The organism is uncultured Brachyspira sp. (genome assembly GCF_944388875.1).
Taxonomy (GTDB): domain Bacteria; phylum Spirochaetota; class Brachyspiria; order Brachyspirales; family Brachyspiraceae; genus Brachyspira.
Map to the genome: position 1 here is coordinate 1 of NZ_CALXKQ010000028.1, position 12,104 is coordinate 12,104.

Here is a 12,104-nt window from a genome sequence, read left to right on the forward strand (position 1 = left end):
TATGAAAGAGAGGAAGGATTCAAACAAGGTATGGAAAGAGGTATAGAAAAAGGAAGGCAGGAAGGTATAGAAAAAGGTAAAAAAGATGAGCAAATTGCAATAGCTATAGAAATGAAGAAAGAGAATATGAGTTTAGAACTTATAAGCAGATTTACGGGATTAAGTGTAGAAGAAATAGAAAAGTTATAATAAGAAATTTTTAATTTAATTTAATTCCTCGCCCTTCATATTTTCTGCTTTAATATGCAATTTCTACACTATTTTTCTTTTTAGTTAGAAATAGTCATGGCACTACCCACCCAAGCGTTTTTTTAATTTATAGAAAACTAACCGCACGCAGAACGAAGTTAAAAATATATAATTATTTGCAATTCAAATTTATGTTATATTAAAAATTAAGTTCAGCGTGCATTAATGAAAATTCTCAATTTAATAAAAAATAGGGCGGGTATAATTTTGTAATTAGATAGTAAAATTAATTAAAATTATATTTTTAATAAAAGCAATAAATTTATAAGGGCGGGGTATGTAATAAAATTTAAAAATTTATTTTCATTTTCCCCCTCTATATTTTCTGCTTTAATCTGTAATTTTGTGTTATTTTTCCTTTTAGTTAAAAATAGTTAAAGCACTACCCACCCAAGCGTTTTTTTAATTTATAGAAAACTAACCGCACGCAGAACGAAGTTAAAAATATATAATTATTTGCAATTCAAATTTATGTTATATTAAAAATTAAGTTCAGCGTGCATTAATGAAAATTCTCAATTTAATAAAAAATAGGGCGGGTATAATTTTGTAATTAGATAGTAAAATTAATTAAAATTATATTTTTAATAAAAGCAATAAATTTATAAGGGCGGGGTATGTAATAAAATTTAAAAATTTATTTTCATTTTCCCCCTTTATATTTTCTGCTTTAATATCTTATTTCTATATTATTTTTCTTTTGGGTTAAAATAGTCATAGCACTACCCACCCAAGCATTTTTTTAATTTATTATCAACTCACCGCACGCTTAATTGATTTCTGATTATGAATAAATTGAGTAGTATAATTTTGTCTATATATAAAGCGTATTTACCGTGCGTTAATGAAAATTCCAAATTTAATAAAAGCTAGGGAGGGTGTACTTTTGTAATTAGGCAGTAAAATTAATTAGAATTCTATTTTTAATAAAAGCAGGAAATTTATAAGGGTGGGGTATGTAATAAAATTCAAAAAATTTACTTACATTTTCCCACCCTTTATATTTTCTGCTTTAATCTGTAATTTTGTGTTATTTTTCTTTTTGGTTAAAAATAGTTATAGCACTGCCCACCCAAGCATTTTTTTAATTTATTATCAACTCACCACACGCTTAATTGATTTTTTATTATGAATGAATTGATTATTAGAATTTTATTTATGTATAAAGTGTATTTACCGTGCGTTAGATAAATTTTTAACTTACTTACATTCCCCACCCTTGAGATTTAAAATCTAATTTGTTATTTCTGTATTATTTTTCTTTTTAGTTAAAAATAGTTATAGCATTGCCGACCCAAGCGTTTTTTAAATTTATAGTTAACTAACCGCACGTTTGATTAATTTTTTATTATAAATGGATTGAGTAGTATAATTTTGCCTATGTATGAAACTTTATTTACCGTGCGTTAAATAAAGTTTTAATTTAATTCCCCACCCTTTAGGTTTAAAACATAATTTGTTATTTCTGTATTATTTTTATTTTTAGTTAAAAATAGTTAAAGCACTACCCACCCAAGCCTTTTTTAAATTTATAGTTAACTAACCGCACGCTTAATTAATTTTTAATTATGAATGAATTGATTATTAGAATTTTATTTATGTATAGAGCTAAGTTTACCGTGCGTAGAATAATTATAAAAAAACCCCTTCACTTGAGAAACAAGCAAAGGGGCAGCACAGTATTATATTATTCAATCAAACCCACTATGATAGCAGAGAAAAGGCTTGAGTAAATATATTGGCATATCTGTAAGTATTATAAGCTATAAATTAGTTTTTATGTTATAATGTGTTCGGGTAACGGGTATATAGAGGAGGAGTAACGCCTACCCCTATATACTCTACAAACGTAAAAACTATATTGAATACAAATTAAAAACAATTATAAATTTTTAATCCGCTATTAAAGCTAATTTAACATATATATCAACATTTTTAGAATTATAACCATCTGCTGATACAGCAATAGTTACTTTATAATAATCAGTTTTACTATTATCATTATTAGATACAGAAGCAGCAGTTAATTTAATATCAGTTCCATCATAAGAAAAAGCATTTATATTTCCATTTAGTCCAGTATCTACTTGATTACCGCCATCATTATCACCACCCTTATTGGCTATTCTTTCTACAGCAACTACAGAATATTTAAGTGTTAAGCTGTCTGATGGATCAACTGCTAAAGCTACAGCTACTTTCATAGCGCCAGAATCTACTGGATTTTTCACTGAAGAAATTGCCGCAAAAGTATTCTCATCTTTTCCTGTACCATTAACTGTTACACTAGTAAAATTTTTTTTAGGTGTAGTATCTCCTGCATCTGTTTTGTCTTTGTTATTACAGCTCACGCCTAGTAATGATAAAGCCATTACCATTACGAAAATAGATAAAATCTTTTTGTTCATAAGTTGAACTCCTTTTAATAAATTTTTTTTATTATAAACATTATTTCTAATGCTTATTTCTGAGTGAATGGAATAAGAACATTCCAGTATTATGTTAAGTTTATTTATTGAAAAATTATTTAATGTTTTAGAATATACTTTGCCTAATGTATTAATTAATTTATGCAACACAAAAAGAGATTGCAGAGTTATTGTAGTTAGTATTACGTTAGGCTTGTTTTTGTGATTAGAATATTTTTTATTGTTTAAAGAATGATTATGAGTGCTGAGTTTCAGCTATATGAATAGTGTTTGTTAATAAGTTTTTCATGCCTCTATGATAGGCTCTTTTATATTTTATGTCAATATTTTTTTTACATTTTTTTATTATTTTTTAATTTTTTTACTTAAATACTCAAAACATATATATAAGATAGATTTATATTTTTCTATTACAATTAAATTATACATATTGAAAAAATATTTTAACAATTATTTACAGTAATTTTAAATTATGTATGTAATAAAAATTATAAATAAAAATAGGGCATCTTCAGTAAAGACACCCTATTATATTAATTATATAAAATTATTTTAAAGCAATATTATAAGTATCCATTGCTATAGCTTTTTCTTCATCAGTAGCTATAACATAAAGCTTAATAGCAGCACCGTCTTTTTCAAAACTAGCACATCCTCTAGCCTTAGAGTTTTTATCAGCATCGCATTTAATTCCAAGCTCATCTAAACCTTCAAGTATTCTTCCTCTGATAGAAGCACTGTTTTCACCAATACCCCCTGTAAATACGATACCATCAAGATGTCCAAGAGCAGCCATATAAGAACCTATATATTTTTTTACTCTGTAGCAGAACATCTGTATAGCTAATTCAGCTTTAGGGTTAGTTTTAGAAGCTTCATCTAAATTTCTCATATCATTGCTAAGACAAGAAACACCTAAAAGACCGCTTTTTTTGTTTAAAATATTATCCATTTCTTTTGGAGATAAATTTTCCTTAGCCATCATAAAAGTAGCAACTGCAGGATCCATATCTCCAGACCTAGTACCCATTACTAAACCTTCTAACGGAGTTAAACCCATACTTGTATCTACTGATTTGCCTTCTTTTATAGCTGTTACGCTTGCTCCATTACCCAAGTGGCAAACTATAACATTAGCATTTGGTTTATTAACAGCTTTACAGAACTCACCGTAAACATATTTATGTGAAGTACCATGGAATCCGTAACGGCGTACTTTATATTTATCATACCATTCATGCGGAACCGCATACATATAAGCATGTTCAGGTATTGTTTGATGGAAGCTGGTATCAAAAACGGCAACCATTTTCACATCTTTTAATATTTCCTGACAAGCTCTTATACCTTGTAATCCTGCTGGATTATGAAGAGGTGCTATATCGCAGCAGTCTTCAATAGCTTTTATAGCTGCATCTGTAATTAATGTGCTGTTGCTGAAAGATTCTCCTCCATGTACAACTCTGTGTCCTACGCCTGAGATTTCTTTCATATCAGATATAACTCCAACTTCTTTATCTGTTAAAAGTGAAAAGATTAAAGACATGCCTGCTTTATGATCTGGTACTTTTTGTTCTAATTTTTTTTCTTTTCCTTTTTCTACTGCTGTATGCTTTAAAGCACTAGTTTCTTCTCCTATTTTTTCCAATAGACCTTTTGCTAAAACTTTAGCTTCAGGCATAGAAAATAATTGATATTTAATACTTGAACTGCCTGAATTTATTACTAAAACGTTCATAAAATAACTCCATAATTTATAATTAAACTTAGTTGATTATATCATAATGAACAGATTTAGCAATTAATTTTTTATATAGAATATTTTGACTTTTACCCTTTTATTTTTTACAATATATTATAAAATAGGCTTTTAATATAGTAATAATAAAATTTGGAGAAATAAATGAAAAGATTCAGTTTTGCAATTATACTAATATTTTTATCAACATTAATATTAAGTGCCAACACCATTGAGGATGAAGTATTCAGATTAATTAATTTAGAAAGAAGCAAAGCATCGCTTCCTCCTCTTCCAAACAATCAAAGACTTCATTCTTTAGCATTATATCATGCTGATAACATGGCTAAGAAGAAATTTTTCAGCAATATAGACTTGGACGGTTTAGATTCTAAGGCAAGACAGGTAAAATTATACCCTGAAATGGTAGGAAACATAAGCGAAAGTTTGGGAAAATTGGATGTAATACCTTTTACCGATAAAAAGGCTGCTGAAACTATAGTTAAAAATTTAATGGCTACTCCAGACAGCAAAAAAAATATATTAAATAATAATTTTAATGCTATAGGCGTAGGAGCAGTAAAAAGAGGCGTAGGAGTATATGTTACAGTAACATTCGCTGATATAGTAGCTGAGTCAGTTGATTTTAAGCCTACTGCTAAATATGGAGATGATATCACTGTAAAATACAGAATACTAAATAAAGCAGCATTCACTGATTTTAAAATAGCTGTTGAAATGGCTGATAAAGAAGCACGCATTACAGGAGATGACGGAAAAACTTATATAGGAAATATTATATACGATGTAACTGATATGGGAAACAGCATACTAGGAAGAAAATTCAAAGCAGAATACGGAAAAGGAGATTACAAAATTTCTATATTATATAAAGGTCAGCATTTCCTAAGCAATGTAAGAACAATAAATGTACAATAATAGTATATTGGCAATAGCGGAATAAAATGAAATTCAGAAGAAGATTTGAAATCAAAAGCGGAATAGATTTAACCCCCATGATAGATATAGTATTTAATTTGCTTATTTTCTTCATGGTGGGTTCCACTATTGTTGAAACTCCTCAAATAGAAATAAGCCTTCCTAAATCAAGCTCTGCTGTTGGAGCTGAAAAAAATGAGAATATAGTTATAAGCATATCCAAAGACGGACAAAAATATATAAATGGGTATTTAGTTGAAGATTTGGATGCTAATCTCGCCGATTTGGCAAAAACAGAAGGCGAATTAGAAAAGCCTGTGGAAATAAGATCTGATGAAGATGTCAGAACTCAAATATTAATATCTGTTATAGACAGTGTTAAAAATGCAGGATTTACAAGATTAAGCATAGCTACAGACTCTAAAGAAAATGAATAAAACTATATAATTTTTTATATGATATTAATTATAAGCATCATCATATCTATAATAATAGCAGTATTATTTATTATAATACCTAATCATTTTGTAAATAAAATATTTATAAAAACGAATAAAAAACTTTTTGAAAGAAAAGAGAGCGGCAAAAAAGAAACAGAAGAAGAAAAACAAATAAAAGAAAATAGAAGAAAATGGTTTGAAAGCAGCCAAAAAGATTTATACACAGTTTCAAGCGATAATCTAAAACTTCATGCTCATATTATCAATAATGATAAAAGCAATATATATAATAATAGCTCATCCTTATGAGGGCAGAGGCTCTTATATGAAATATTTTGCCAAAAAATTTTATGATATGGGATTTAATATACTTATGATAGATTTGAGAACACATGGAGATAGCGAAGGCAAAATATACTCTTTAGGATATTTAGAAAGACTTGATATACTTGCTTGGATTGAATATATAAAAAATAACTATAATAATCCCAAAATAATTTTATATGGTATTTCAATGGGAGCAAATGCAGTTATGATGTGCAGCTGTGAAAATATAGATGACAAAGTTAAAGCTATAATAGAAGATGCAGGATTTACAACTGCCAAAGAACAGCTTAAAGAAAGGCTTGATATATCATATAAACTTCCGTTCCTGCCAGTAATACCTCTTACCTCATTTATGACAAAGATAAGACTTGGTTTTTCATTTGATGATATTAATATTATAAATGCAGTATCTAAATCTAAAGTACCTATTCTTTTTATACATGGTTCTAAAGATTCATTAGTAAATCCAAATATGGCTGATAAATTATACGATGCATGCTCATCAGAAAAAGAAAAACTAATAATAGAAAATGGAGAACATATAAAAGCTGTATTATCGGATGAAAAATTATATTGGGATACTATTAATAACTTTATAAAAAAATATACAAATTAAAACATACCGCCGTCTACACTTATAACCTGCTTAGTAATATAATTAGCTTCATCAGACAGCAAAAAGTTTACCAAATTAGCAACATCATCAGGCTTTCCTATTCTTTTTAAAGCTATCATATTTTTTGCATGCTCTATTATTTCATCATTTATCATTTCACTTTCTATAATACCAGGTGCTATGCAGTTTACAGTTATATTTCTCTTGCCCAATTCTATAGCCAAAGATTTTACAGCCCCTATAAGTCCAGCCTTAGAAGCAGAATAATTAACCTGCCCCCTATTTCCTATAATACCTGAAACAGAACTTATTGCTATAATGCGTCCGCCTTTCTTATTTCTTATCATCGGCATGACCAAAGGGTTAACTATATTATAAAAACTTTTAAGATTAATATCTATAACTTTGTCCCATTCTTCTCCACTCATAGCAGGAAAAGAATTATCCATAGTTATTCCTGATGAAAGTACAATACCATAATAAGCAGAATTCTCTTCAATATCTTTTAATAAAATATTCTTAGCCTCATCTCTATTTGAAACATCTAATTTAAGAAATCTTATATTAACATCATAACCCTTAGAATAATTTTTTATATCATCAATAAAAGAATCATTTTTATTATAGCACATCACCGCATCATAACCATTAGTTATAACTTTTTTTGATATTGCAAGCCCTATACTTCCAGAAGCACCTGTTATTAAAATAGATTTGTTTTTATTTTCCATTTTTTGTTTACCCGTTTATAAAATTATCTGCTGAACTCTCCATTACCATAATAGAACAGTCCATAACTTTTACAGCATCATTGCTTTCAATTATTTTTTTATACTCTTCTAAATTAGAAATATTATCATTATAAATAATTACTTCTCCGTCATAATAAGCTATATTACCGTCTTTTAAAGTTTCTTTTACAAATACATATACCATATTATTAGATTTAACTTTATCAATATAGCAATTAACTTTTTTGATATTTAAAATAAAACCAATCCTTTTATCATCAGTGCTGTCAGACAAAGCCCCATTATAAGCAGCAGAAGTTTGTGCAGCATATTCAGTAAATATATACGAATCCACACCGTCATCATAAAATACATTATCTTTATTTATATTAGAAAAACTAAGTATTTCATTATCATCAAAATTAATATCAATAATGCCTTCTATTAAAAGCATTTTTCCTTTATGAGGTATATTTAATTTATATTTATCTTTCATAATAATAATCAAACAATAAATTATTTTCCTATAATTAAACAAGTATTGCTTCCGCCGAAACCAAATGATACGCTCATGCAGTTTTCAAGCCTATCAGCATTAACTTTACCATTTACTAACCTTATCTTCTCAAGACTATCATCATACTCACCGTCATATATATGAGGAGGAAGCACATTTTTTTTATTAATGCTTGAAAGAGCAATAAAACAAACGCCAAGCTCCATAGCTCCAGCAGCTCCTATTGTATGTCCAAATGATGTTTTACTTGAACTGCAGTATATATCAGAAGCATTAACCTTATTAAGAGTAGTACTTTCCATTTTATCATTTATCAAAGTACCAGTTCCATGAAGATTTATATAATCTATATTGTCAATATTCATATCAGCTTTTTTTAAAGCATCATTAATGCATTTGCTTGTTGTATTTCCATCTATATCAGGGCTTGTCATGTGATGAGAATCAGAATTGCTATTATAGCCTTTAAAATATAAAGCATCTTTAGAATCAATTAAATTATCCCGAGCAAGCACAGTAAAAGCAGCACCTTCTCCCAAATTAATGCCGCTTCTGTTTTTTGAAAAAGAATTAGTTTTATTATAATCAACAACTTCAAGAGAATCAAAGCCGTAAACTACAGTATCCGTTACAACATCAGCCCCGCCTACTATAGCAGCATCTATAACATTGCTTTTTATAAGCTCATCAGCAGCTATAACCGCATTTGAACTGGATGTGCATGCTGTAGATATTGTAAATGAAATTCCGCTTACATCAAAATACTTCTGAAGAAAATCGCAGCATATATTCAAACTCTGCATTACAAGTATTCTTCTTTCATCGGAAACAGTACCTTTTAATATATAGTCTTTTGTTTCATCGCTTCCATTTTCGCATGTACCTACTATAACTGATATTCTATTTTTTCCATATCTTTTTTTAGCCTCATCAATTATAGGCTTTAACTGATTTACGGCATGCAAAGCCATTTTATTTATTTTATTATTATAAGGATTATCAAGTTCAAAATTAAAAAAATCATTATCTATTTTACCAAGAAAAAATTTTTTAGCATAATCATTGTTCTCTTTTAATCCATATTCCCCATTAATAAAATATCTGTTATAAAGCTCTTCTTTATTTCTAGCCAAACAATTAATAATTCCAAAATCCAATAAAAAATTGTGCATAAATTAACCCTCTAAATTCAGTATATAATTCTATAAAAAAAATGTCAAATAGTTCTTAATACATAAGTAATATACCATATATATTAAACATTTTTTATCAATTTATTAAATTTAAATAGTATTGGAGAAACTATAAATGATGATAAAACCCCTATAAATAAAAATAATCCAAAAGATTTTACAGGTATAAAACCGCTGAAAGCCAATGTTCCAAATGATAAAACAGTTGTCATCATGGATAAAAATACAGCCAAAAATGTAATCTCCTTATCAGCAGCACTGTTGGAGAAGAATATTGCATAATCTATTGATATTCCTATAGAAAGTATTAAAGCGAATATTGAAAATATATTTATATTAATAGAAAATATAGAATGAATAGATAAGTTTATAAGTATTGACATAATTTGAACTAATATTATAGCTAAAGCCTGCTTCTTATTAAAAAATATTATCATTACTATAAATATTATAATATATGCAATTACCGCCATCTTTACAGCAGTTTTTGCCGTATTATCCAATGCATCATTTATTTCTTCATTAAGATTAAATATTTTAACATCGCTTGTACTTAATTTTACAGCATTATTATTAGTATCATAATCGCTTGTTGCTATAAGAAAATATTTATTATTATTTGTAATTATAATCTTTTTTAAATCATTAAAACTAGGCTCTTCTATTATTTTATTTATATCAAGAACTTCATTTTTTATATTTTCAAACTCATTCATTATTTTATTATAAGAACTTATATTCAAATCAAGAGATTCTATCTGTTCTTTTAATAAAGGCATTAATTTTTCTTCTGTGAGTTTTATATTTTCTCTTTGTTTTTCTTCTGAATATAAAACTTTTGATATGGCAGTATAATTATTTGTAAAATAATTTTCTATACTCTCTTCTGCATGCAATGCTTTTGATAATGTATCGCCTCTTGATATGATGATATTTTTTGAAAGAGATGTATTTAATCTTTTATAAACTTCCCTCTCGCTTTCAAGAAGAAAATCAGGAGTATTGTAAAGCTGATTAGCAGAAAAATTTACTTTAATTCTAGGTATTGCTATTATTGAAATTATGATAACTGCTGCAAAAAGTATAGATACATTTTTTATATTAATTATTTTAACATAGCTGTTTAATATATTCCTGCTTCCAATCAACACAGACTGTTTTATTTCTCTTTTATCATTTTTAAAAATAATAGGATACATTATATTCACAGTTAAAAATGAACTTATAAGTCCAAATATAGAAAATAATGCTATTTGCTTTAATAATGTAAGAGAAGTTAAAGATAATGATAAATAACTTATCACCGTAGTTAAAAAACCTAACAGCATACTTGGAAATATTTTTCTTAATACTTCTTTTTTATTTTTTTCATTATACCATTCTGTTATAAAATGTATTGAATGATCTATTGATATTCCTATAAGGCTTGTTCCAAACACAAATGTAAATATATGAATAGATCTGAAAAATATTGATGAAAGCAAGAATGCAGAAATACCCGCTAAACTTATTGTACACATTGATATTATATACGGCTTTACAGATTTGAATATAAATATAAACATAATACAAATAGCTATTAATGATACTATTGATATAATAGTTATCTCTCTCTTTGCACTTTTTTGGCTGTAATATGTGTGAATCGGAACTCCTGATATATATGTCTTTACATTATTATTAACTTCTAAATCATTAAGAAATGCTGTAAGGTTGTTAAAAAAATTATCGCTGTCTATTTTTTGGGGCATATCTATATTGATTAAAATGTTATATTTGTCATTATAATTAATAAATTGTATCGAATCTCTTGACTGTAAATTATTATCTGAAACTAAAATTTCATTTATTTTAGAGTTTACAACAAAAAAAGGATCATCTTCAACATTATCAACTATAGGTATAAAAAAAGGAGAGTAAAAATTTGCAAGAGAATTTTCTGATACAATATAAGCCTCATCATTTAAAAGATAATCTCTTATCTCCTTTGAAAGAAGCTGATACTTATATTTTATCATTATGTTTAATACATCATCATAACTTTTGGAATATAAATTAACTAAAACATTAGAATCTAATTTATTTATATATTCTTCTAATTTTAAAGCATTATCTTTTGCCGTATCAAAATCTTCGCTTTCTATAAATATTTTTACGCTGCTGGAATTTTTTAAAAAGAAATCCTCCAAAGGCTTCTGAAAATCTTTATCTTCAAGAAATTTAGGTGTTATAGAGAGAAAATTAGTATCTATTTTAGCCGTATTCTCATGCCTTATTATAAATAAAACAACAGCAAATATATGAAAAAATAGCCATAAAAATATAAGAGCTTTTCTCCTATTCAAAATATTTTATCTCCTCAGAAGTTAAATTATTTGATTTGTATAAAACTTTCATTATATATTCTGTTGTACTGCTGTTTTTAGAATACATTTTTATTTTTTCTATATATCCAGCTTTAGCAAAAGTTACTTCTATTTTTTCTATAATTTTTTTTAACTCATCGGTTTTAGGCGTATAAATGGTAATTCCATTTTCACTGATTTGATTAAATGATTCTTTTATAGTTTTTTCATCATAAGTAAATATAGATTTTATTATATTAGCTATTTGAGAAAACATAGCATTGTTTGAATCTGCCATAACTTTCTTTTTTCCATTAGGAAGTATCTGCACAACACTCTTTTCTCCCATAACTGTAATAGACTCTTTAGGCTCTTTTGTAAGCCAGCATATTCCATATCCACCTGCAATTATAAAATCGCCTGATGATTCAAAACTTCTTCCTTTCTGCGTAACTATTTGAGTATATGTGCCTTTCAATAGTTTAGCATTTTTATATTCTTCATTTATCTGACTGAATAAAAGAGAATAAACAAATAAATTTAATATTATAAACAAATAAATTCTTTTCATGCTGTATTA

11 protein-coding genes and 1 pseudogene are annotated in these 12,104 nt (G+C 27.2%); 5 read left to right on the forward strand and 7 right to left on the reverse strand.

What is annotated here, in order from left to right:
- Nucleotides 1–189, forward strand: a pseudogene (locus Q0J69_RS12350) (ATPase); the annotation flags it as partial.
- Nucleotides 190–2,141: 1,952 nt separating this feature from the next.
- On the opposite strand, the gene Q0J69_RS12355 reads toward Q0J69_RS12350, so the two are convergent.
- Both Q0J69_RS12355 and Q0J69_RS12360 read right to left on the reverse strand, forming a co-directional pair.
- On the reverse strand, nt 2,142–2,657 hold the full coding sequence (locus Q0J69_RS12355) for a hypothetical protein (protein ID WP_297208020.1): 516 nt from the start codon (nt 2,655–2,657) through the stop codon (nt 2,142–2,144).
- Between the two features lie 568 nt (nt 2,658–3,225).
- Nucleotides 3,226–4,416 carry an acetate kinase gene (locus Q0J69_RS12360; protein ID WP_297208022.1) on the reverse strand — a complete coding sequence of 397 codons (1,191 nt, stop codon included), beginning with the start codon at nt 4,414–4,416 and terminating at the stop codon, nt 3,226–3,228.
- Nucleotides 4,417–4,581: 165 nt separating this feature from the next.
- Here Q0J69_RS12360 and Q0J69_RS12365 point away from each other — a divergent pair, with 165 nt between their 5' ends.
- The 4 genes from Q0J69_RS12365 to Q0J69_RS12380 are packed head-to-tail and all read left to right on the forward strand — an operon-like array spanning nt 4,582 to nt 6,738.
- Entirely contained in the window at nt 4,582–5,355 is a 774-nt protein-coding gene (locus tag Q0J69_RS12365; protein WP_297208024.1) for a CAP domain-containing protein, read from the forward strand.
- 26 nt (nt 5,356–5,381) lie between these two features.
- Complete coding sequence (locus Q0J69_RS12370) at nt 5,382–5,792, forward strand: biopolymer transporter ExbD (RefSeq protein ID WP_297208026.1); 411 nt, start codon at nt 5,382–5,384, stop codon at nt 5,790–5,792.
- 18 nt (nt 5,793–5,810) lie between these two features.
- The gene (locus tag Q0J69_RS12375) at nt 5,811–6,104 is read left to right on the forward strand and encodes a hypothetical protein (protein WP_297208027.1); all 294 of its coding nucleotides are present in this window, start codon (nt 5,811–5,813) and stop codon (nt 6,102–6,104) included.
- Nucleotides 6,064–6,738, forward strand: a complete 675-nt coding sequence (locus Q0J69_RS12380; protein ID WP_297208030.1) for an alpha/beta fold hydrolase — start codon at nt 6,064–6,066, stop codon at nt 6,736–6,738. Before Q0J69_RS12375 ends, Q0J69_RS12380 begins: the two co-directional genes overlap by 41 nt.
- Here the strand turns inward: Q0J69_RS12380 and fabG are convergent.
- The 5 genes from fabG to Q0J69_RS12405 all read right to left on the reverse strand — a co-directional run bounded on the left by fabG (nt 6,735) and on the right by Q0J69_RS12405 (nt 12,095).
- The gene (gene fabG / locus Q0J69_RS12385) at nt 6,735–7,469 is read right to left on the reverse strand and encodes a 3-oxoacyl-ACP reductase FabG (protein WP_297208032.1); all 735 of its coding nucleotides are present in this window, start codon (nt 7,467–7,469) and stop codon (nt 6,735–6,737) included. The two genes, Q0J69_RS12380 and fabG, sit on opposite strands and share 4 nt — an antisense overlap.
- A gap of 7 nt (nt 7,470–7,476) precedes the next feature.
- Nucleotides 7,477–7,965: a 3-hydroxyacyl-ACP dehydratase gene (locus tag Q0J69_RS12390; RefSeq protein WP_297208033.1), complete on the reverse strand. Its 489-nt coding sequence runs from the start codon at nt 7,963–7,965 to the stop codon at nt 7,477–7,479.
- A gap of 20 nt (nt 7,966–7,985) precedes the next feature.
- Complete coding sequence (locus Q0J69_RS12395; RefSeq protein ID WP_297208034.1) at nt 7,986–9,158, reverse strand: beta-ketoacyl synthase N-terminal-like domain-containing protein; 1,173 nt, start codon at nt 9,156–9,158, stop codon at nt 7,986–7,988.
- Between the two features lie 83 nt (nt 9,159–9,241).
- Nucleotides 9,242–11,524 (reverse strand): MMPL family transporter, encoded by a 2,283-nt coding sequence (locus tag Q0J69_RS12400; protein ID WP_297208036.1) that lies wholly within the window; start codon nt 11,522–11,524, stop codon nt 9,242–9,244.
- Nucleotides 11,517–12,095 (reverse strand): outer membrane lipoprotein carrier protein LolA, encoded by a 579-nt coding sequence (locus Q0J69_RS12405; RefSeq protein ID WP_297208037.1) that lies wholly within the window; start codon nt 12,093–12,095, stop codon nt 11,517–11,519. Before Q0J69_RS12405 ends, Q0J69_RS12400 begins: the two co-directional genes overlap by 8 nt.
- Nucleotides 12,096–12,104 lie beyond the last annotated feature (9 nt).